This is a genomic window from Mesonia profundi (genome assembly GCF_031085155.1).
In the GTDB taxonomy this organism is placed as follows: Bacteria; Bacteroidota; Bacteroidia; order Flavobacteriales; family Flavobacteriaceae; genus Mesonia; species Mesonia profundi.
In genome coordinates this window covers 1-23122 of sequence record NZ_JAVHUL010000025.1, presented here as the reverse complement: position 1 = coordinate 23122, position 23122 = coordinate 1, and the positions used below count along the sequence as shown (strand labels likewise).

Annotated in this window: 23 protein-coding genes; 11 read left to right on the top strand and 12 right to left on the bottom strand. The window is 35.3% G+C overall.

Annotated features, from left to right (window positions below; translation table 11 throughout):
- Positions 1–70 precede the first annotated feature (70 nt).
- Together RBU60_RS09920 and RBU60_RS09915 are read left to right on the top strand one after the other, a co-directional pair.
- Positions 71–1600 (top strand): helicase HerA-like domain-containing protein, encoded by a 1530-nt coding sequence (locus RBU60_RS09920; protein WP_308864757.1) that lies wholly within the window; start codon positions 71–73, stop codon positions 1598–1600.
- A complete protein-coding gene (locus tag RBU60_RS09915) occupies positions 1600–2190 on the top strand; it encodes a pseudouridine synthase (protein WP_308864756.1) in 591 nt (196 codons plus the stop codon). The genes RBU60_RS09920 and RBU60_RS09915 overlap by 1 nt, the downstream gene beginning before the upstream one ends.
- On the opposite strand, the gene RBU60_RS09910 is transcribed toward RBU60_RS09915, so the two are convergent.
- From RBU60_RS09910 to RBU60_RS09895, 4 genes are all read right to left on the bottom strand, one after another.
- Entirely contained in the window at positions 2178–2852 is a 675-nt protein-coding gene (locus tag RBU60_RS09910) for an N-formylglutamate amidohydrolase (protein WP_308864755.1), read from the bottom strand. The genes RBU60_RS09915 and RBU60_RS09910 overlap by 13 nt on opposite strands.
- Complete coding sequence (locus RBU60_RS09905; RefSeq protein WP_308864754.1) at positions 2849–4072, bottom strand: carboxylate-amine ligase; 1224 nt, start codon at positions 4070–4072, stop codon at positions 2849–2851. The genes RBU60_RS09910 and RBU60_RS09905 overlap by 4 nt, the downstream gene beginning before the upstream one ends.
- Positions 4062–5513 (bottom strand): RimK family protein, encoded by a 1452-nt coding sequence (locus RBU60_RS09900; protein WP_308864753.1) that lies wholly within the window; start codon positions 5511–5513, stop codon positions 4062–4064. The genes RBU60_RS09905 and RBU60_RS09900 overlap by 11 nt, the downstream gene beginning before the upstream one ends.
- Before the next feature lie 116 nt (positions 5514–5629).
- Positions 5630–7588 carry an endonuclease gene (locus RBU60_RS09895; RefSeq protein WP_308864752.1) on the bottom strand — a complete coding sequence of 653 codons (1959 nt, stop codon included), beginning with the start codon at positions 7586–7588 and terminating at the stop codon, positions 5630–5632.
- A 260-nt stretch (positions 7589–7848) separates the two neighbouring features.
- Between RBU60_RS09895 and RBU60_RS09890 the strand changes: the two genes are divergently transcribed.
- On the top strand, positions 7849–8490 hold the full coding sequence (locus RBU60_RS09890; protein ID WP_308864751.1) for an NAD(P)H-dependent oxidoreductase: 642 nt from the start codon (positions 7849–7851) through the stop codon (positions 8488–8490).
- Here RBU60_RS09890 and ribB read toward each other — a convergent pair.
- From ribB to RBU60_RS09850, 8 genes are all read right to left on the bottom strand, one after another.
- On the bottom strand, positions 8487–9632 hold the full coding sequence (gene ribB, locus RBU60_RS09885) for a 3,4-dihydroxy-2-butanone-4-phosphate synthase (protein WP_308864749.1): 1146 nt from the start codon (positions 9630–9632) through the stop codon (positions 8487–8489). The genes RBU60_RS09890 and ribB overlap by 4 nt on opposite strands.
- Before the next feature lie 29 nt (positions 9633–9661).
- On the bottom strand, positions 9662–11167 hold the full coding sequence (locus RBU60_RS09880; RefSeq protein ID WP_308864748.1) for an LptF/LptG family permease: 1506 nt from the start codon (positions 11165–11167) through the stop codon (positions 9662–9664).
- Positions 11168–11812, bottom strand: a complete 645-nt coding sequence (locus RBU60_RS09875; RefSeq protein WP_308864746.1) for a LolA family protein — start codon at positions 11810–11812, stop codon at positions 11168–11170.
- A gap of 9 nt (positions 11813–11821) precedes the next feature.
- Entirely contained in the window at positions 11822–14260 is a 2439-nt protein-coding gene (locus RBU60_RS09870) for a DNA translocase FtsK (protein WP_308864745.1), read from the bottom strand.
- Between the two features lie 65 nt (positions 14261–14325).
- Complete coding sequence (locus RBU60_RS09865; protein WP_308864744.1) at positions 14326–14700, bottom strand: diacylglycerol kinase; 375 nt, start codon at positions 14698–14700, stop codon at positions 14326–14328.
- A gap of 124 nt (positions 14701–14824) precedes the next feature.
- Positions 14825–15073, bottom strand: a complete 249-nt coding sequence (locus tag RBU60_RS09860; protein WP_308864743.1) for a DUF6952 family protein — start codon at positions 15071–15073, stop codon at positions 14825–14827.
- Positions 15054–15368 carry a thioredoxin family protein gene (locus RBU60_RS09855; protein ID WP_308864742.1) on the bottom strand — a complete coding sequence of 105 codons (315 nt, stop codon included), beginning with the start codon at positions 15366–15368 and terminating at the stop codon, positions 15054–15056. The genes RBU60_RS09860 and RBU60_RS09855 overlap by 20 nt, the downstream gene beginning before the upstream one ends.
- Positions 15369–15516: 148 nt before the next feature.
- Positions 15517–16152, bottom strand: coding sequence for a peroxiredoxin (locus RBU60_RS09850; RefSeq protein WP_308864741.1), 636 nt, complete (start codon positions 16150–16152; stop codon positions 15517–15519).
- Positions 16153–16374: 222 nt separating this feature from the next.
- Here RBU60_RS09850 and hutI point away from each other — a divergent pair, with 222 nt between their 5' ends.
- The 8 genes from hutI (at position 16375) to RBU60_RS09810 (ending at position 22841) form a co-directional block, all read left to right on the top strand.
- Positions 16375–17613: an imidazolonepropionase gene (gene hutI, locus RBU60_RS09845; RefSeq protein WP_308864740.1), complete on the top strand. Its 1239-nt coding sequence runs from the start codon at positions 16375–16377 to the stop codon at positions 17611–17613.
- A 7-nt stretch (positions 17614–17620) separates the two neighbouring features.
- A complete protein-coding gene (locus tag RBU60_RS09840; protein ID WP_308864739.1) occupies positions 17621–18598 on the top strand; it encodes a formimidoylglutamase in 978 nt (325 codons plus the stop codon).
- A gap of 15 nt (positions 18599–18613) precedes the next feature.
- On the top strand, positions 18614–19417 hold the full coding sequence (locus tag RBU60_RS09835; protein ID WP_308864738.1) for an MBL fold metallo-hydrolase: 804 nt from the start codon (positions 18614–18616) through the stop codon (positions 19415–19417).
- 125 nt (positions 19418–19542) lie between these two features.
- Positions 19543–19785 (top strand): tyrosine-type recombinase/integrase, encoded by a 243-nt coding sequence (locus tag RBU60_RS09830; RefSeq protein WP_308864736.1) that lies wholly within the window; start codon positions 19543–19545, stop codon positions 19783–19785.
- 17 nt (positions 19786–19802) lie between these two features.
- Complete coding sequence (locus RBU60_RS09825; protein ID WP_308864734.1) at positions 19803–20063, top strand: tyrosine-type recombinase/integrase; 261 nt, start codon at positions 19803–19805, stop codon at positions 20061–20063.
- Positions 20064–20243: 180 nt separating this feature from the next.
- A complete protein-coding gene (locus tag RBU60_RS09820; protein ID WP_308864732.1) occupies positions 20244–20666 on the top strand; it encodes a GNAT family N-acetyltransferase in 423 nt (140 codons plus the stop codon).
- A gap of 212 nt (positions 20667–20878) precedes the next feature.
- Positions 20879–21202, top strand: coding sequence for a hypothetical protein (locus RBU60_RS09815; protein ID WP_308864731.1), 324 nt, complete (start codon positions 20879–20881; stop codon positions 21200–21202).
- Positions 21203–21590: 388 nt separating this feature from the next.
- Complete coding sequence (locus RBU60_RS09810) at positions 21591–22841, top strand: GmrSD restriction endonuclease domain-containing protein (RefSeq protein ID WP_308864730.1); 1251 nt, start codon at positions 21591–21593, stop codon at positions 22839–22841.
- The last annotated feature ends 281 nt before the right edge of the window (positions 22842–23122 follow it).

The window sequence follows — 23122 nt, the reverse complement described above, 5'->3', positions numbered from 1 at the left end:
AGCTCTATCCTAGGATAGAGCTTTTTTATTTTAACTTCGTTTTTTTTAAGCCCGTTTTACACCATATACTATGAATCAACAAGAGCCTTTTATTCAGCATATACAAAAAGGATATCAAACCAAAGGAGATTATATATATTTAGGAGCTGCTATGCTTAACGGGGAACCTAATCCCGATGCTTCCGTAAAGATTCCTTTAAAAACCTTAAACAGGCATGGCTTAATTGCTGGAGCTACCGGAACAGGAAAAACTAAAACCCTTCAAATAATAGCCGAAAACCTTTCTCAAAAAGGAGTTCCCGTAGTATTGATGGATATGAAGGGAGATTTAAGCGGTCTAGCAAAAGCTTCCACCAATGCCGAAAAATTAGCAGGAAGACATCAAAAAATTGGTTTTGAGTTTGAAGCTTGCGCCTCCCCTGTTGAAATTTTATCTCTTTCGGAACAAAAAGGAGTCAAATTAAGAGCTACCGTAAGTGAATTTGGACCAGTCTTGCTTTCACGAATTTTAGATTTAAGCCCTACGCAAACCGGAATATTAGCCATCATATTTAAGTTTTGCGACGATCAAGAAATGCCATTATTAGATTTAGAAGATCTTAAAAAATTGGTTCGTTACATTACAGAAGATGGAGAAGATGCTTTTGAAAAAGAATATGGTCGAGTTTCTAAAGCCTCTACAGGTGCTATTTTAAGAAAAATTGTAGCCTTAGAACAACAAGGCGCCGATCTATTTTTTGGAGAACCCTCTTTTGAAGTAAACGATTTGCTTAAAAAAAATGCAAAGGGAGAAGCCTTTGTCAATATCATTCGATTAACTGATATTCAAGACAAACCCGCTCTATTCTCCACTTTTATGTTAAGCCTTTTGGCTGAAATTTATTCTACTTTTCCAGAAAAGGGAGATAGCGAAAAACCTGAGTTAGTCATGTTTATCGATGAAGCACATCTTATTTTTAACAATGCTTCAAAAGCATTATTAAATCAAATAGAAAGCATTATTAAGCTAATTCGATCTAAAGGAGTTGGAATCTACTTTGTGACACAAAACCCGACTGATATTCCTAGTGAAGTATTAAGTCAGCTGGGACTTAAAATTCAACATGCGTTAAGAGCTTTTACTGCAAAAGATCGTAAAGCCATCAAATTAACCGCTCAAAATTATCCCCTATCCGATTTTTATGACACCGAAGAAGTGTTAACCTCTTTAGGAATTGGAGAAGCTTTGGTCACCGCGCTAGATGAAAAAGGCCGCCCTACTCCACTAGCTGCGACTATGCTGAGAGCCCCTATGAGCAGAATGGATATACTTCATCCCTCGGAAATTGATGAAGTGTTGAAATCTTCTAGTTTGATAGATAAATACAATACGCCGATTAATCGGGAGAGCGCTTATGAAATGCTCACCACTAAAATTAAGGTAGCCCAAGAAGAAACTCAAAAAGAGAAAGCCAAAGAACAACGTGAAATCGTAGAAAAAGAAAGCTCGAAGTCTACTAAAAGTAGCGGTAAATCTGCTACAGATCATATTTTAAAAGTATTAACCAGCGCGACATTTATTCGCGGGGTGATGAGTATTTTAAATAAAGCATTTAAGTAATGCATCAACATTTTAAAATCTATAAGCCTTACGGTTATTTAAGTCAGTTTATCAGTAATGAGTCCAAAAGAAAAAATAAGAAGAAACTAGGAGAATTGTATGACTTTCCTCCAGAGACCATGTCTGTTGGTCGTTTGGATGAAGACTCTGAAGGCTTACTTATTCTTACCACAGACGGTAAAATGAGTCATCAAATACTATCGAGATCATTTGAAAAGGAATATTATGTGCAAGTAGACGGCATTATCTCTCCAGAAGCTATTGAAAAGCTTCAAAAAGGAGTAGAGATTAGCATTCACGGAAAAAAATATCAAACCCTGTCTTGTAAAACTAAGCTTCTTGCCGAACGTCCCATCTTCCCGGAAAGAGCAAAAAAAGTTAGAGACGAACGTCACGGACCAACAAGTTGGGCTTCTATTACCTTAACGGAAGGAAAATTTAGACAAGTAAAAAAGATGACAGCAGCCATCGGCTTTCCCACGCTTCGCTTGGTTCGCGTGAGAATAGGTGATATTTATATTGACGGAATGCAAGCGGGAGAAGTGAGAGAAATTACCCAAGAAGTAGACGAAAAATTCTATAAACGCTGAATCATATTTCTAAGATTTTGCTTTACTCTTAAAGGAAAGTGACCTTCTTCTAATAATCCTTGATTGAGTTCTATCTCGATTCCACTATAATTTTTAGGAAATTGTTTCCGCAAATGAGTTGTAAATCCATCTGCCGTTCCTAAATAAGGATAATTCATTCTAATTTTTAGGGATGAAAGCGTTTTCCAAGAGTTCTTTAATTTATTTACCCAAAATTTTTCTATTGTTCTTTTGGGATCGTAAAGAAGCCCTATTTCTGTAGTTCTTTTTTTATCTTTCCATATGGGAGTAAATGAGTGTAATGAAAGGTGTAACACCTCGTCTCCATCATCGAGAAAATTCTTTATTTTTTCTTCTACTTCTTTCCGATAAGGTAAATAATGCATTTCTATAATTTCTTGCTTTACGGAAAAGGCTAAGGTTTTGGTAATTGGCGAAAATAAATTTGGGTGATGCAAAGATCTATTCTTTTCAATAAGCAGGCGTGAAATGCTGGATGATTTAGAAAAATCTGCATCTTCTTTAACAAAATTGAAGGCATCTAGAATTCCTAAATCCCAAGCTCGATGAGAATTTAAAAGCTCCTGTTGATTTTTAAAAATAAAAGTGTAAGCAGAGGGAATTTGATTCCCTCCGTGCTCGCAAGTAATCACTAATTTCACGGTCTAAACAGTTGATTTTCTGCTAGACAATGCGACAATTGATGGTATGTCTCTTTAATTTTCATTTCTGATGGATTTTCTCTGATTACTTTCAAAATTCGCTCTGCCAACGCACCTTCATTCAGCATCACAAGAATACTTTCTTGAGCATCTTTAGATAACTTAGAAACCACCTTTTTATATAAGAATTCCCACAACTGCTTTACGGAAACCTTCTCTGCCTCCAGCTCAAATAAGCTTACAAAAGAATCTGGCAGGATCACCTCATTTCCTTTAGAAATCACCTGATTAAAAATAGAAAACAATTCATTTTCATGCCATGATTTTAATTCTGCTAAATCTAAATGAGCAATCATATACTTCAAACTTTCTACCACCAATTCCGCGACAGCGAGATCTGCTTTAGGACATTCTTGTAGATCTATAACTCTAATTTCGATAGCATTCCTATCAAAACGAGCTATGGCACCGCGGGAGTTTAAAAATAAATGATCTAGTACTTTCTCTGTATCGTAAGGGTAAATCGCTTCTTGTATAGGTTTAAAAATTTTTTGATGATATTCTTCCGAAGAAAATACTTGTTCAGGAATCACCTTTCCCGTCATCTCTGGAATCTTCTTTTGATTGTTTTTATAATACTCCAAACGTGTATCTAAAAAGCCAGTGATTTTTCCATCCAAAATAGGAGAACTTGCAGTTAATGCTGGAAGTATAGGTAACAATACACGTATTGCCGCATGCAATTGCTCAAATTCACTTTCATCATAAAACGGAAGGTTAATATGCATGCTTTGCACATTAGACCAACCGTGTCCTTTACAGTTAAAAATACGGTTGTATAGCTCGTAAACTTCGCTGTAGTTATGTTTCCACAAAACAGTTTCGGTTAAGGGATCCATAAAAGGATGTGAAGCCGTAGGCATTAATTGTAGCTTCTTTTGGTGTAATAATGCATTGATTTCCTTTATATTGCTATGAAAATCATCTGCAAGTTCTTTTAATTGTGACGAAGGACCGTTAGTTTTAATCTCTATCACATGAGCAACCAATTCGTTACTCCAAGCGATGTTTCCATTTTCTACATCAGAGATTATACTTGCACATTTAAGCGTGAATAATTCATCCACTTTTGGAGCTATTTTTAAGGTATCTTGAGCAACAAGCATATACTCAAGTTCAATCCCAACCACATCAAACAAATGGTATTTTTTATTTTTCATTTAAACGTTTAATTAGTGCTTTTAAGATTTTGGAGTAAATTTCATCTCCATAATAAGCATCTTCTACTCCAGCATCAATATTGGGATTATCATTGATTTCTATCACCAAAGCTTTCCCATCTATTTCCTTTATATCAATCCCAAAAAGACCTTTTCCCATAATTTTGGTGGCTTTAATTGCCGCCTCTATAATTGGCTTTGGTACTTTTTCTATAGGTAAACAATCTGCATTTCCATCTTGATCACCTTTCTCTTTAGCATCCCAATTATAGATTTGCCAATGTCCTTTGGCCATATAGTATCGGCAAGCGTAAAAAGGCTCACCATCTAACATGCCTATGCGCCAATCGTAATCTGAAGGACAAAATTCTTGCGCAATAATCAGCTCAGATGTTTTAAGCATTTCTTTCACTAACTGATGATATTCATCTACAGTTGTGGCTTTTTTTACGCCAAAAGAGAAGGTAGAATCGGGAGCTTTTAATACACAAGGTAACTTTATAAGATCCAGCACAGATTGCGCGTTTTCTTGATAGACTATTTTAGTCTTTGGCGTTCCAATGCCCGCAAATTCCAAAGCTTCGGCCATAAATACTTTATTACAACATTTTAATATAGCCTCTGGTTCATCTACAATGGCAATATTCTCTTGTTTTGCTTTACGAGCAAAAGTATAAGCTTCATTCATCACCTCTGTACTCTGTCTAATCAATAATGCGTCAAAAGAAGAGAGTCTAGATAAATCTTTAGGAGTCACTATCTCTACATAAAACTGTAATTTTTCTGCAATATCTATAAATTTCTTGATTGCTTTTGCATTACTTGGTGGCGCTACATCGCCTTCTTTTACCAAAATGGCCAAATCATATATCGTTTTAGAAGATCGTGCTACATCATATCTTTTTTTAGAAAAATACTGTTGTGTAGACATCTTTAAACTCTCTTGATGGTCTTCTGGTATTTCAGAAACGCCAATGGCTTTAATTTGCTGAATATGCCATTTGTGTGTAAAGTTGAACTTTACTCTTAAGAGAGGAATTTGAAAATGGCGATGAATCATCGCACTAAGGTCTTTGTATTTTTTAGCTACATTTTGACCAAAATAAATACTCAATACAAATTCTCTCGACTTTACATTTTTTAAACTTTGCTGAATTAAATCATCAAATTCTTGAGAAACAATTTTTACTAGCTTTAATGCTCCTAAATCTACTAAATTTTTCACCGTAGGTAAAGGTGAATGCCCTCTAGCTTCTGCCAATAGAGAAACATAATACCCTTTAGATTGATAAGAGAAATTTTTGCATAAATTAAAAACCCTTGCTTTTTTTAAAGAAGCAAAAGCAGGATTTGTTAAATATTCTTTAGCAGAAATAATTTGTGCATTTTCTTCTAGAAAACGCCAAGCTTTGGGTTGGTCAACTACTATAAATTTATTCATTTGATGATTAAAGTGTAAACGAATGTAGTCTAAAAAAAGATGGAGAAATCAAAAATTTTCATAAAAAAAACCTTAGCACATAGATGTTAAGATTTTAATTATAAGCAAGTTGTATGCTATTGAATAATCAATTTCTTGGTATATTGTTGTTGTCCAGTTTTTAGTTGAATTAAATAAATTCCGCTAGGTAGATTCAGCTGAATTTCTTCAGAAGAAATCGCATCCAAAGTGTTTAATTTTTGTCCGGTAATATTATAAACAGATAAGCTAAACTGAGATTTTATTCCGGTTACGAAAATACTTCCGCTTGACGGATTAGGATAAACGCTAATTGCATTCTCATTCACATCATCTACACTTAAAGGATTTTCCCAAGTACTCCCTACTTCATTTCCCCAAATATATTCTACCAATTCTGGATAGTCAATAAACGGATTTCTATTTTTTTGCCATTCGTAAACGACATTATTACGGTTCATTTCGTAATCATCTGGTGGGTCATTCCTATGCCAGTCCAATAAAGTGGCCAAATCTCCCAATTCTCCAGCTCCGTTTTCTGGAAAACCATTCACAATTTCTAAACCATTATAGCGAATCGCCATATATAAAACGCTTCTCGCCACATCTCCTTTAAAACTTCCTTGCGTATTTTGCGGACCCGTATATTGCCCGTAATGTTGATTGTTTCGAGAGCTATTCTCTGGACCATCAACCGCTCTTAAAGCGTGAGCGTCTGAATTTCCATGACGAAGTGAATCTGCTGTAGTGTTCCAAAAAATATCTTTTCCATCGGCAAAATCATCATCATCAATACTAAAATAACCCGCTCTAGATCTAGGATACGTGTGTTCTCTATTCCAAGTTCCAACATTATTAGAGGTGGTTTGGAAATCTAATTTAGGTCTAGGAATTTCTAAATACACCAACCAAACCTCGTTGCTGTTTTCTGGATTTTGATCTGCCTCTTTTAAAATATCAATCACATCGGCATACGTTTGCGCTCTTACCACGCCTTCTTCTGCGATAATGCCTTGCAAAGCGTTGGTTAAATTAGTGTTAGATAAGCCATCAATAGCGGCATAATATCCACCAGGTTTCGTGTTAGCCACTGTTCCGTAGGTAGGATTTGTTGGAGTTCCCCACGAAGAAATCACATAATCATTATCTACAATACGCAATTCTATTTGGTCGTTTAACGCAATAAAATCAGTAGGCAAATTCGTTAATTGAATCACCGCTATTTCGTCACCTTCATCTATAGCGTCGTCTATCAATTGTATGCTCGTTGTCACGGAATTGTTTCCGTTAAGAATTGTAAGCGTAGTATTTCCGGTAAAATCTGCCGCATCAAAACCGGCGTTATTTAAGGTAAACCCGAAACTTTGATCTTGTGCTACCGCATTTTCTGTCGTAAAAGTAATATCAAACGTATCGCCTTCCTCATATTGAGTTGCCGTTGTAGAAATACTTAATCCGTTTAAGATAATTCCCATCCCATCATTTAATTGTCTTGGGGTTGGGGTGGTTACCGTATAGGTTACTCCGTCATTATTAAGCTGAATAGATTCAAAATCTTTATTGTTGTTTTCATCTTCATTAATTTGCACGGTTTCGCCCAAAAGAGACATCAAGGTAGTATCGTCTGGATCACTGGTGTCATACACCAAAGCATCTATTAAATTGGTTTGTGTGGCCAAAGTACCTTCAGGAAAATCTGTAAAAGCAGCTTGATATATAGCAACCGCATCGGCGCCATTTTGAATTAAGTTGGGATAAATGATGTATTGAGGTACCGGAGAAACTTGACTGCTTCCCATCAACAACAATCCGTTAATATCTGTAGTGTAACCCGATAAATCGAAAGTTAAATAGCTTTTGTTTCCTCCCGAGTTGGACCCATTAAAGAACACGATTACATATCCGTCAAGGTTAAAATTAGGAGTGTTCGATTTTATTTCTACAAACTCAAGATCGTCAATGCTGTCGCTATCAGAATCTAATTCATTAATAACCAGCTGTGATTGAGCAGTTAAAGAGATAAGAAAAACCAAAAAAATTATAATTGTGGATTTCATAAAAGTTATTTTATACAAATATACTTTGTGAAGATGAAAAAAATAGATTTTAGCTGATAATTCTTAAAGCAACAAGCTTAAGCCTTTTTTCCGCAGAAAGAGAATTTTATAGACTTAAGCAACTAAAAGTTTTCTTCTCCTATACCGCTTAGTTTCTGTACTACCTGTTTTGAAAGTATTGCAAAATAAGAAGCCTAAGAATTTATAAAATGACTTTGAATCTTTGTAAATTGCCAAAAATATAAACAAAGTTTAAGTTGATGGATGTTATAAATTCGCTAGAATGGCGTTACGCTGCTAAAAAATTTGATACTGAAAAAAAGATTCCTGAAGATAAAATTGCTATCCTAAAAAAGGCTTTTACTCTTACGGCAACTTCTTATGGTTTGCAGCCTATAAAGATGATGATTATTGAAGAGCAAGAGGTATTGCAGCAACTTATGGAGTCGTGTTTTAATCAGGAGCAAATAAGCTCCGCCTCGCATCTACTTATTTTATGCATTGAGGATGATATAGATGAAGAGTTTATTCTTAGTTATTTTAAGCGCGTAAAAGACATTAGAGATACGCCCGATGCCATCTTAAATCCGTTTCAAGATTTTCTTCTGAAAGATTTTGAAAAAAGTAGTAAAGACAAAATCGATGCTTGGGCCAAAAATCAAGTTTATCTTGCTATGGGGAATTTACTTACGGTCTGCGCTTTAGAAAAGATTGACTCCTGCCCTATGGAAGGTTTTCATCCTGAGAAATTGGCAGAGGTGTTAGACTTGAAAAAACTCCACTTAAAACCTACCTTGCTTCTTCCTATAGGTTATCGTGCCGAAGATGATATGTTTGCCGAATTTAAAAAAGTTAGGAAAACAATGGACGACACGACGCTACATTATAAAAATAGAACTTAGTAATTAACGTATTCGGTAATTTCAAGTCCGTAACCTATCATTCCTACTCTTTTGGTTTGCTTAGAGTTAGAAAGTAATTTTATTTTATGGATGCCTAAATCGTGAAGAATTTGTGCGCCAATTCCAAAGTCTTTATTGTCTAAAGCCAAACTTGGAGCTTTAATCTCTCCGTTTTCTTGTAAAATCTTTAGTTCTTCTAATCTACTTAATATATTTAGGTTCGCCATCTCTTGGTTAATAAATACGATGGCACCACTTTCCGCTTTGTTTAAAGCTTTAAACATTTCGTCCAGCTTCTTATCGGCGTTATTGGTAAGTGTTCCTAAGATATCGTTGTTGACCAAGGTAGAATTTACGCGCACTAAAACCGACTCTTCTGTACTCCAATTTCCTTTAGTTAAAGCAATGTGTACCTGATTGTTGGTAGTTTGTTTATAAGCTCTTATTCTATAATGCCCAAAACGGGTTTCAATATCAAAGTCTTCTTTTTTCTCAATCAACGAATCGTGTTGCATTCTATATGCCACCAAGTCTTCAATAGAAATTAGTTTAAGATCAAACTTCTTAGCAACTTCTACCAATTGCGGTAAACGCGCCATCGTTCCATCGTCGTTTAATATTTCTACTAAGATTCCAGCCGACTCAAAGCCTGCTAATCGTGCTAAATCTACAGAAGCTTCTGTATGTCCTGTTCTTCTTAAAACTCCGCCATTTTTCGCTTTAAGCGGAAAAATATGACCTGGTCTTCCCAAATCGTGAGGTTTAGTTTCTTTCTCTACTAAAGATTTAATGGTTTTGGCGCGATCGTGAACTGAGATTCCTGTAGTACAACCGTGACCTATTAAATCTACAGAGACCGTAAATTGTGTATGATGCAACACGGTATTGTTGTCTACCATCATATTAAGCGCTAATTCATCACAACGATCTTCGGTAAGCGGAGCACAAATAAGTCCGCGACCATGCTTGGCCATAAAATTAATCATCTCTGGCGTTACAGCTTCCGCGGCAGCGATAAAATCACCTTCATTTTCTCTATCCTCATCATCTACTACAATCACCATCTTTCCTTGGCGAATATCGTCTATGGCTTCTTTTACGGTATGGAGTTGTATCTGGGTAGGTTTAGTATCTTGAGTCATCTTATTTTCTTTTTTGCAAAGTTAAGTATCTATTTCTTCTCTTTCTTTGCTAATCCTATTTTTCTAAAGAATTTTTTAATGGGTAAAAGTATTACATCAGGGTTAAAAAAGCCTTGGTCTGTGGTTGCTCTATACGTTAAAAATACGCCTAACGGAAGCATAATAAATGTGGACAACCAAGAAGCGAGAAATGGACTTACAGCGCCATTTTCTGCACTATTTTTAGCGAATATTCCTATAAAGTGATAGGTTAAAAATAGCAAGATCGCTACCACCATGGGTAAACCCAAGCCTCCTTTACGAATTATGGCTCCCAATGGAGCGCCCACAAAAAACAATATAAAACACGCCATGGCTAGGGCATATTTATCGTGCAACTGAATTTCGGTTTTATTAATAGTCGTTGCCTTTTTCTGTAAAATTTCTTTCTTTCCTTTTATATTAGAAAGCGTTCCTCGTATCCCTCCTATGGCAATATTTAAATGCTGCTGCTGGTCTCGAAGGTCGTAAGAATCATAGAGTTCATCTATATTTTTAATATGGTAATTTATAGGCTCTTCTCCTTGAGGCGTTTTAGCAACAATACTCTTTATTTGGGATGTGTCTTTAGGTTTTTTAAGATTGATTCCTATTTGCTCTACTCCACTTCTATTGATAATGTTATTTGAAAAGTTTTTCTTATCTTGATTCAAATCCTCAGAAAGAGAATCTAAAGCGATTCTTAGTTCTTCACTATCCAACATTTTGTACGAGTAGTTGAATTTCTCCTCTTCTAAATCTACCTCATTAAAAGTCGATAAATCAATATTAATTTTATACTCATCAAAATAACTTCTTACAAAAGGTTTTTTTCTTCTCGCTTTATAATCATTAGGCTGAACTTCGTCGTAATAGTTTCCATTAAAAAGAATAAGCGATAAAATATCTGAATTTTCATCTCCTACTAGTTCTCCCCTTTCCGATTTAATAACCGTAAAATTCCCTCTTCTCTCTGGGTTTTTCTTATGAATGGTTACGGTACGAAGAAGCTGATCATTTTTACCAGATTTGCCATCTACCTTAATGTTTATATCTCCTATTTCATTAAAAGCACCCTCTACGATTGCCATAGCCGGTTTTAACTTTGAGATGTTTTTCCTCAAGTTAATCGATTTAAATTCTGCCCAAGGAATAACGTTATTGGCGAAAAAAAAGGCCGTAATACTTAGAAAGGAAACAAATATAATGAGACTTTTCATAGCTCGCTGCAGTGAAATCCCGGAAGATTTCATCGCAGCAAACTCATAGTTCTCTGAAAAATCACCAAACGTCATAATCGACGTCACCAAGATGGTTAATGGCAATACCAGCGGAATTAAGTTGGGAGCAAAATAAAATAGAAAGCGTCCAATAATCAAAAAGTCCAAATCTTTACCGGCAAGCTCTGATATATATAACCAGATGGTTTGCAGTAAAAAAATGAACATTAGAATCGTAAAAACTGCAATAAAGGTTTTTAGAAAGCTAGTGAATATGTACCTATCTATGATTTTCAATTATTCCAGTCTATTGATGTAATAGCCGTTATATTTATTCTCGTCAAAAGAAAATAACTTATTAGAAAGTGGCTCATTTGTTTTAAACGTATTTACTCTTATGGTTACCTTGGTCCCATTATCCTGCTGCTGAATCAAGTTATAGATATGCTTGGTTTGCACATCTACTCCCAATAAAATTTCTTTGATTTCTGCATCAGAATCCATAGGATTCAATTTGATATACTGAATCGTTCTTCCTTTTACATTCTGAGTGATATCCCATTTATACGTATAGCCATCCTCGTAAAACGTAAGCATTTTTGAAGGCGTAATCCCTTGGTCATTTTTAGGATTGTAGGTAGAAATGGTAACTTCTTCGTCTTCAGGAACAATGGTATATAATTTTTTACCATCAAAAACCCGAGTAATTCCCATCAGGTTAAGTCGGTATAACTCTCCCTTAAGGCTTACATCTCCTCTGGTTTCTTGTTTAATATTCTCTTCGGTATTTTCTAAGGTGTATTTAAAATCTACCACCATATTGTTGTAAGATTTTACTTTTTGAGACACCTCATTTAAAAGTTTTTCTGCTTTCGCCGAATTTTGTGCTTGTGCAAAACTGGTAAGTCCTATAGCTGCAACTAATAAAAAAATCTTTTTCATTATCTTTATTTATTCGTTATTTAAATAATCTTCTAAGGCATTTAAATCGGTGATCAATACCTGTCTAGCCTTACTTCCTTCAAAAGGTCCTACTATTCCCGCTGCTTCCAACTGGTCAACGATTCTACCGGCTCTATTATAACCTACTTTTAGCTTTCGTTGAAGTAAAGAAGCAGAACCTTGTTGAGCGATCACCAAAATCTCGGCAGCTTCGCGAAACAGTTTATCCCTTTCGCTTACATCTATATCAACTCCTGTGCCACTTTCCTCCCCTTCATACTCTGGCAGTAAATGCGCATCTGGATATGCTTTTTGAGATCCAATAAAATCTGTTATTCGTTCTACCTCTGGCGTATCTACAAAAGCACATTGCAAACGCACTAAGTAATTCCCTTGAGTATACAACATATCTCCTTTTCCTATCAATTGATCGGCTCCCCCGGTATCTAAAATAGTTCGAGAATCAATTTTACTGGTCACTCTAAAGGCGATTCTTGCTGGGAAGTTGGCTTTAATCATCCCTGTAATCACATTTACAGAGGGTCTTTGTGTGGCGATGATTAGATGAATTCCAATTGCTCGCGCTAATTGTGCTAATCTGGCAATAGGCGTTTCTACCTCTTTCCCAGCAGTCATAATTAAATCGGCAAACTCATCGACCACCAAAACAATATATGGAAGGTATTTATGCCCGTTTTCCGGATTTAATTTTCTTGCTTTAAACTTCTCGTTATATTCTTTAATATTTCTAACCATGGCGTCTTTAAGCATGTCGTAACGGTTATCCATTTCAATGCATAAAGAATTAAGCGTATTAATCACCTTGGTATTATCGGTAATAATGGCATCTTCAGAATTAGGAAGCTTCGCCAAGTAATGTCTTTCTATTTTATTAAATAAAGTAAGTTCTACTTTTTTGGGATCTACCAGCACGAATTTAACTTCGGCGGGATGCTTTGAATACAACAGCGAAGTAAGCACGGCATTTAATCCAACCGATTTACCCTGACCCGTAGCTCCTGCCATTAACAGGTGAGGCATCTTGGCTAAATCTACCACGTAGGTTTCGTTAGAAATGGTTTTTCCTAAAGCCACCGGAAGTTCCATTTCTGCATTTTGAAATTTGGAAGAAGCAATCACCGATCGCATACTTACAATGGTCGAGTTTTTATTGGGCACCTCAATCCCGATTGTTCCTTTTCCAGGAATAGGTGCAATAATTCTAATTCCTAGTGCTGCAAGAGACAAGGCAATATCATCTTCTAGGTTTTTAATTTTTGAAATACGCACTCCAGCTTCAGGTACAATCTCATATAAAGTCACGGTAGGACCTACCGTCGCTTTAATTTGAGCAATTTCAATCTTGTAATTTTTAAGCGTCCTTACAATATTGTTTTTATTCTCTTCGAGTTCTTCTTGGTTAATGGTAATTCCGCCACCGCCAGCATTATAATCTTTTAAAAGATTTGTGCTAGGAAATTTATAATTTTTCAGCTCTAGCGTAGGATCAAACTCTCCAAAATCTTTCACCAGTTTTTTACTCAGGTTACCTACTTCTTCCTCTTCTTCCACGGTGGTTTCCACTTCCATAGAAACATCGCCGTCCTCTTTATTCCCTTCAATTACAATTTTTTCAGGTTTAGGTTCGGGTTGAGGCTCAACCTTGGTTTCTGGAGTTGGAGGTGGAGTTGGCGCTAGATTAACTTCTTTTTTCGCTTCCGCGGAAGCCCTATTGGTATCACTTATCGGCTTAGGCTCCTCTTTTGGAGGCTGATTCTCTTTCTCTTTCTCTAAAAAATCCTGAAGAACTTTTTCTTCCTTCGCTTTAGAATCTTCAAAATCTTGCGTCACTTCATCTCGAGTTCTCTTAAAATACCCACCAATAAGCTCTGGCGTCACATTAAGCCGAATCACAAAATAAACTATAAGTACAAAAATAAGTACTAATACAGTTCCTGCAAAGCCCAAGTAGTCCTGAAGAAAATCGTTGGTTTCAAAGCCTATCACTCCGCCTAGCAAAGCATTTTTATCGGCAAAAAAACCGAGTACCGTCGCCAACCAAAGCATCACTAAAATTCCCCAAAACCAAAAACTTATCAAGGATTTAGTTTTAAGATTTAAGAAAAGGTAAACACCTGTTAAAAAAGTTAATATAGCAATGCTAAAAGAAGAAACACCAAAACCATTATAGATAAAAAAGTGACTTACTTCTGCCCCAAATTTACTGAGCCAGTTTTTGGTTTCTAGCTGTCTGTCGGCGAAATGACCTATCGTATCTTGATCGTATTTCCAATTGAATAGAAAAGAGACAAAAGCAATCATGAGGGCAAGCCCTAAAAGCAATAAAAAACTACCTAGAAGCACTTTATGCTTCCTGGTGAAATTCACTTTAGGAAGTTTATAGGAAGCTTTTTTTGTCTTTTTTGCTTTTGTTTTTTTCTTCGCCATTTACAATTAAATAAGCCGCTAAAATACAAATATGATTGCAAATTCTAGGCAGGAAATTTTACGCTTTATAGATTAATATTGACAATATAAGGGTAATAGATTAGTATTCCTATGATTACGGCGGCTACGGCGGCAAAAAAAACAGCGCCCGCTGCAAAATCTTTAATCAGTCCTATTTTGGTATGAAACTCTGGATGAATAAAATCGGCTATTTCTTCTATGGCGGTATTGGCGCCTTCTAAACTCATTACCAATCCAATAGCTAAGGTTTGCAGCATCCATTCTTCTCTAGAGATATCAAAATAAGATCCTGCAACAACCATGAGTATAGAAATCCCCGCTTGCACTTGTATGCTAGGTTCGGTCTTTAATAGCAAATAAAAACCTTTCATGGCATAGATTCCGCCTTTTAATCGCTTAGTAATAAAATTAGCTTTCATCGTTTTCCTTATAAAGTTTAAAAGTAACCATAATCTGATAACCTTAACATAAATCCATAAAAAAAAAGGCTACTTAAAAAAGCAGCCTTTTTGTATTTGTATTTGTATCTGTATTTTAAGAATGTTATCTATCAATAGAACCCATCACTTTTTTTGCAAAGCTATTGGCGGCATCTTTTTCTGCCATTCCTCCATCAATCATTTCGTGTACTTCTATAGCGCCACAAATATTGGTGATTAATTCTCCAATTACATCCATATCATTTTCAGTCACCGAGCGGTGTTCTGTAAAGGATTCTAGAACTTCTAAGGTATGTTCTAGTTTCTGTTGTTCATTATTTTTCTGCAGGTGTCTAATTACTGGCAACTTCATCTACAATCTGTTTTAATGATTCTAATTTATTGGTTTGCACTTGGTTGACAAAAGAACCTCCTTTATAGGTAGCAAAAGTTGGTAAATTATCAACTTTAGCTAATTTTCTTGATTCGGGAAATTTCTCTGCATCTACTAATATGAAATGTGCGTTTTCATTTTCTGAAGCTAATTTTTTAAATTTAGGCTTCATTAAGCGACAGTTTCCACACCATCCCGCCATGAATTGCACCACAACCGTATCATGATCTGAAACTATTTCGCTTAAATTGTCTTTTTCTAACTCTTTTACCATAGCAATTTTTTTTCCTAGTTGAGGACTAAACCTTCAGGAGGTACCTCCCAAACATTTAAATGATTCTTGTTTTTGATAACCTGGCAAGTAAGACCTAGCAGGTTGGTAAATTTCTTCTAACAATTCCGTAAAGGAAAAATTAGAAATATTATTTAGACAAATAAGAAGCTACTCCTTCTCTATCTGCTGTCATTGCTTCTTTTCCTTCTTCCCAGTTGGCAGGACAAACCTCTCCGTTTTTTTGAATGTGGGTATAAGCATCAATCATTCTCAAGTATTCTTTCACGTTTCTACCTAATGGCATATGGTTGATCCCTTCGTGAAATACCGTTCCTTCTTCATCGATTAAGTAAGTAGCTCTATAGGTTACATTGTCTCCATCTACAGTGATTGCACCAGACTCTTCGTCGTACTGCTCATTTTCGATATCTAAAATCCCTAATCTAGAACTTAAGTTTCTGTTAGAATCTGCTAAGATTGGGTAAGATACGCCTTCGATTCCACCATTATCTTGAGCCGTGTTTAACCATGCAAAGTGAACTTCTGCCGTGTCACAAGACGCTCCAATTACAATTGTATTTTTCTTTTCGAATTCTGGTAAAGCTTCTTGAAAAGCAAGTAACTCGGTTGGACACACGTATGTAAAGTCTTTTGGGTACCAAAAAAGGACTACTTTCTTGTTGTTTTTTTGTGCTTCTTCTAACACGTTAATCTGAAAAGTATCGCCCATTTCGTTCATAGCGTTTACTTTTAAATTTGGAAATTTTTTACCTACAATAGACATATTTATAAATTTTATGATTACTAAATTATTTCTTTTTCTACTACAAAAATACAGGCTTATTTCTATTATAAACCTAAAGTTTTCTTATAATTTTTTATAGTAAAATAGATTTACTCTATTGTTATGGGTTTCATCTATCAATTTAGACTATTTACGCCCGTTTTATTAATAATACGCCACTTTTTAAGGAGTTATTTCGAAGCTTTTTATATCTTTATCTTTATGAAAACACTTATTACGAACATCAAAGAACTCCTACAGGTTAGACACACCTCTATAGATAAATTACAAGGCCAAGAAATGAAGGACTTACCGAGCATAAAAAATGCTTGGCTTCTTCTCCATGACGATCTTATTGAAGATTTTGGAACGATGGATTCTCTTCCTTTCCTAGAAGCCGATTCTACTATTGATGCTACCGGAAAAATTATTTTACCCAGCTGGGTAGATTCTCACACCCATTTGGTTTATGCTGGCAATAGAGAACAAGAATTTGTAGATCGCATTCACGGCTTAACCTACGAGGAAATTGCCAATAAAGGCGGCGGAATTGTAAATAGCGCCCAAAAATTACAAGCAACCGACGAAGAAAGCCTTTACCAGCAAACCTTAACTAGGTTAAAAGAAGTGATGCGATTAGGTACGGGCGCCATCGAGATTAAATCGGGTTACGGGTTAACGCTTGACGCGGAATTAAAAATGCTTCGCGTAATTAAACGACTGAAGCAGGATTCTCCTATTCATATTAAAGCGACCTTCTTGGGAGCTCACGCTTTACCGAAAGCATATAAAGACCGAAGGGTAGAATACATCGATGAAATTGTAAACGTGATGATTCCTAAAATTGCCGAGGAGCAATTGGCAGATTATGTAGATGTCTTTTGTGAGAAAGGTTATTTTACGGTAGAAGATAGCGTACGCATTATGGAAGCCGGTAAAAAATACAATTTACCCGCAAAAATTCATGTAAATCAGTTTAATTCTATTGGCGGGATTAAGGCTGGCGTAGAGAATTCCGCGCTAAGCGTAGATCATTTAGAAGTGATGACGCCAGAAGACATAGAAGTTTTAAAAGGCAGCGATACCATGCCGGTGGCACTTCCCTCCTGCTCGCTGTTTTTAAGCATCCCTTACACTCCGGCTCGAGAGATCATCGACGCAGGATTGCCCTTAGCATTGGCCACCGACTATAATCCAGGAAGCACGCCTAGCGGAAATATGAATCTCGTAGTTTCTTTAGCTTGCATTAAGATGAGAATGACGCCAGAAGAGGCGATTAATGCGGCGACGATCAATGCAGCTTATGCAATGGGAATTTCTAAAACCCACGGCTCTATCACCAAAGGAAAAAAAGCCAATTTAATACTTACTGAATCTATTCCTTCTTACGGATTTTTACCCTACTCTTTTGGTAGCAATCATATAGAATCTGTATTTTTAGAAGGGAAACCTATTAACTAATTTGACTATGAATTTTTTTAATTTCCTTACCGAAAATTCCGCGAAAGCGTATATCAATTCCAGAGACGGCGAGACCAAATTGGGAGAAAGCATCAACTACGTTTCTTCTTTTAAAGAATTAGAAAATACCGCTGCCCACTACGTAATTTTTGGAATCCCTGAAGATATTGGAATACGTGCCAATCTAGGGAAACCCGGCGCATCAAATACTTGGGAACCTTTTTTAAAAGCTTTTTTAAATATTCAGTATAATGCTTACAATGGGAACGATTGTGTGGTTTTAGGACATATAAAAACCGATGATTTCCTACAAAAAGCGAAGAATATAGAAGACCCAAGAACACTTGGAGAGATGCTTCCCGAAATTGACGATATGCTAAGCCAAGTGGTGGAAAAGATTGTCTCGTTAAAGAAAATACCTATTATTATTGGCGGAGGTCATAACAACAGTTACGGCAATATTAAAGGCTGTTCTAAAGCTTTGGAGCAGTCTATTAACGTGCTCAATATTGATGCTCATACCGATTTGCGAACGCCCAATTACCGTCATAGCGGAAATGGTTTTAGTTATGCTAAAAAAGAAGGCTTTCTAGAGTATTATGCCATGGTGGGGATTCATCAAAATTATACTCCGCGTTATATTTTTGATATGATAAATGATGATAAAACCATGAGTTACAGCTTATTTGAAGACTACTTGCATTTAACGACCATCGATAAATTGATAAAATTTAAACGCGCTATAGACTTTGCAAAGAATAAATTTGCCTTAGAGCTAGATTGTGATGCGATTCAGGATTTTGATAGCAGTGCGATGACGCCTTCAGGATTTACGACTAACGAGGTTAGAAGTTTTATTAATCTAGCCAAGAAACAACACGTACATTATTTGCATATTTGTGAAGCAGATGCGGGAAAAAATCCGCTTATAGCGAAAGCATTATCTTATTTTGTATCAGATTTTATTAGACCCGAAACTAAATAAACACTAAATTATACTATGAAAAAAATACCTCTTTTATTGGCCTTTACGCTAGTCACTTTTTTAAGTTGTAAAAATGAAGCTGATAAAAAAATAGATATTAGCGATCCTGTTGCTGAGCAAAAAGCTGAACAAGACGAAGTAAAAATTACGCCTATTGAACATGCTTCTATGATTTTAAGCATGGGAGATTTCGTGCTTTATATTGATCCTACGGGCAAAAAAAATTATTATAAAGGACAACAAGCTCCTACACATATTTTTATTACCGACATTCATGGAGATCATTTTGATATGAAAACGATAAAATACATCTTTACTGAAGGTGTAAAAATTATAGCTCCCAAAGCTGTCATAGATCAATTACCCCAAGAGATTCATCCCAACACCATTATGATGAAAAATGGAGATGAAAAAAAGATAGATGGGTTGCTTGTTGAGACCATTCCTATGTATAATATGCGCAAAGAAGCCTTAGAGTATCATCCTAAAGGAAGAGGAAACGGCTATGTGCTCTCTTGGAAAGACGAGCGAATCTACATCTCCGGAGATACGGAAGATATTCCTGAAATGAGAAATCTAAAAGGAATTACCAAAGCTTTTGTTTGCATGAATTTACCTTACACCATGCCTGTTTCTACTGCTGCCGATGCAGTTTTAGACTTTGAACCTAAAGTGGTTTATCCTTATCATTATAAAGGTGAGAATGGGTATGCCGATGTAAGAAAATTTGCTAATATTATTAAAACCAACCGTCCCAACACTAAAGTGGAGTTGTTAACATGGTATAAAGACGAACCTAAAAAGAAAAATATAGAATAGTTGTTTTACAAAAAGAATTCTAAAGTCAAAAAAGTGCTTCCTCGTTAGGAGGCACTTTTTTTGGGTTTTCTCTTTTCAGCATTACAAAAAGCAGGACATTACCTACCGTACTTTCTCAAGAGGAAGTGATTCGTATTTTACAGGTTACCAAAAATTTAAAACATCGGTTTATTTTGGCGCTCATCTATTCTTCTGGTTTGCGTATAGGAGAATTACTTGCGATGAAAGTGACACATATTGATGTGGACCGGAAGCAAATATGTATTGTTTCGGGCAAAGGAAGAAATGATAAAACGGTACTCTTAGCCGAAAGTGTGCTGCCTTTACCCTACAATTACATAGAGATACATAAGCTTTCCAGTAGTTAGCTTTTTATTTAAAAATATTGTCAACATGCAAAATTTTAAAACGAGTAACGCCACACACCTTAAGGCATTCTGATGCCACACAGATGTTGGAGGGTGCTGTTAATTTGCGGTATATTCATTTGCTTTTGGGACATAGCAGGCCTGAAACCAATATAATTTATACGCACGTCACTAGGAAAGATTTGTTGGAAACTAGAAGTCCGTTATACACGGCAGTCATGCATTTGAAAGAAACGGGATATAATTACGAAAAAGTGTTGTTATCCCGCAAATTTTAACGTTAAAGGTGTATATTTGAGCTGATATAACTAGTTGTGCGTCAGCTGAACAAACCATCGAAAATTGAGCTAAAATTCAAACATTTAGATATTTACGAACGAAAAATAAAGCGGAATTTTAATCGGAATCTTAAAAATATTAACTTGACCTAAACTAAATAAGCTTTGACATAATTTGAAATGAAATTAAAGGTAACTGATAAAATTGACCAAAAATCCTACGACAGGGTTGTGGAATTACTCGTTGAATATAATTTGAGTAAAACAAAACAGTTCGAAAAAGAAATTAATAAACCGATTGAGATAATCGCACGAAATGAACTGAATGAAATTATTGGTGGTCTTTATGGACGTTCACTTTGGGGAACATTAGAGATTAAAACATTCGTTGTGAAAACCGAAAATAGAAACGAAGGAATTGGTCGGAAATTAATTAAGGAAGCCGAAAAAGAAGCTAAAAATAGAAATTGTAGATTTGTAAGTTTGGATACTTTTTCATTTCAAGCACCTGAATTTTATGAAAAACTCGGATTTATAAAAATTGGAACGGAAACTGATTTTCCAAAAGGATTCGAAAAACACTATTATAGAAAGAAATTATAAAACAGACATCAAAATAAAAGTTTATAAAGAGAAAATAAAGCCGAACGCACAACACCGTGTATAATTAATGGCTGGTTCTCGCCTACTTACGAAAATCCTCGCGGATTTTCTATTCGGTTTTTATTTGCTAAATTAGGTGCTTAAACACGCCACTAATCATACACAAAACCGTTGTATGCAATTAAAACAATAGAGATAATAGAAAGACAAATATGGAAATAAGTCAAGAAGATAAAGAAAAAATGAATGAAATAAAGTATAATGCAATGTTAGACAAGTGCATTGACAAAAGTTATGCTGATATTATATTCAATCCAACTGGGTTTGTAAGAGGAATTACGACTGAATTAAAGAATGATATGGTTATCATTAAAGGACAGAACTACCCAATAAAACCAAAAAAGGAAACATTAGAAAGGTTAAAATATATATGTGAATATACTTTACCTAAAATTAAGAAAAAACAAAATTTAAGAGTGGTTAACGAATACCAAAATGCTTACGTATGGGTTCAAGAGCGTCTGAAAGATTTTTAAGATGTTCTGTGTATAATTTATAATCGTCTTTGTTTGTAAATGTCAAAAATCCCGATTTTGAATGGAAAGAATGACTTGCAAAGTGGAGATAAGGAAGCATTTTAGTGTATTTGCGCATACAATCTTCGTAAACAGAATAACATTCTTCTTTCATTATTGCTAATTGTTCATCTGACAAAAGTTCATCCGACTTAAAACTCATACGATTAAATAATAACTGCATACAACAATGTATATAAAAAATGCTTACTTTGTGTTGTTCCTATGCATAGTGCAACTTTAGTTTATTTGTTCCCTTACGAAACATCGGATTAATATATTCGCACTTTTCATATACTAAACCGTTAGCCCTCATTAAAGAAAAACCGAACTAAAATTTAAAATATAAATGCCAACCATTCAAAATTTTCTTAACGATAAAAATAAATACATTGTTGACAGAACTTATCAAAGACCTGTTGATGCTTGGTCAAAAACGGACAAACAATGTTTAATCGATACTATTTTAAGAGAAGAACCGCTTCCGATTTTCTTTATGAATTATAAATCTGATGAAAACAAATACTACATTGTTGACGGACAACAAAGATTACATTGCATCAAACAATTTTTCGACAACAAATTACCTCTTAACAAAAAGTTTTCAGGATTAGAAAATCACGGTTTGACTTTCAATTCCGACAAAGCACTTGACGACGAACAAAAGGCAAAATTCCTAAATTATAAATTGAATTTTCATATAATGGAGGACTACGATGATGAACGTGTTCGTATGATTTTTTCTCGTTTGCAGAGAGGTAAACCACTTCAATTAGGCGAAAGATTAAACGCAAAGCCAGGTACTATTGTCGAATGTATGCGTGAAATAGCAAATCACGATTTTATGAAACATTCAGTCGGTCTTTCTCAAAACAGATACGGAGTTTTTCCAGATGCGGCAAGAATGCTATTCTACGAAATGTACGGAGCAAAACAAATGGGCTCTAACGAACTTTATAAATTTTTCGACAAGCACAAAGATTTAAGCAAGAATTCAAAAGAATATAAAAATTCAATAAGTATTCTAAATTTTCTCGAAAAAAGCTTCCCAAAAGAACCGGGAAAATATAAATATCTTGAAAAACACGCTTGGGTAATCGCCGTTTATACGATGGTTAGAGATTTAAAGGTTGGCTATTCACTCAAAGGACAAGAGGAAAATTTAAGAAACTTTATTAAGTCATTTCACTTAAAAGTATATGACGAGTCATTTAGAAGTTCAAAAGCCAATTATCAAAGATTTTACGATAATGTTCGAGGTGGTTGGTCAGAAAAAATATTAACACTTCGTAAAAAAATACTGATTGACGAATTCTTAAAAAAATACAATGTTTCAGAATTGGACGACAGAAGACAAATCAATGACGAAGAAAAAATTACAGCCTTTCGTAAGGCGAACGGACATTGCGAATACCCAAACTGTGAAATTGAATTTAAAGATTACAAAGAGGCGGAATATCATCACAAGGAATTATATTCTGAAGGAGGAAAATCTGAATTAAGTAATATTATGGTTCTTTGTACAAAGTGTCACGATAAAATTCACGGGAAAGACCACGTAGAAAATGAATTAGAGGAAGAATACGAAGAAATAGAATAACCGAGGAATAACGAGGGCTAACAACGTATAAAAACAATAGGGCAATGAGTGCTTAACCCAATGGACAAAGCACATTTGCAAGGTCGCCAAATTTTTAAATTTGGCTTATTGAGAAAAAAAAGTAATAAGAAAAATTTAAAAATTCGGCTTGTGTTTAACCGAATGGATAGCGTGCAAATCTGCCCTACTGTTCTTATACACATCCGTTGCATGCAATAAGATCAGCCTTTTGGAAATTTAAGAGATGATGATTAGGTGTTAAAAAACGGATATCAAATGTT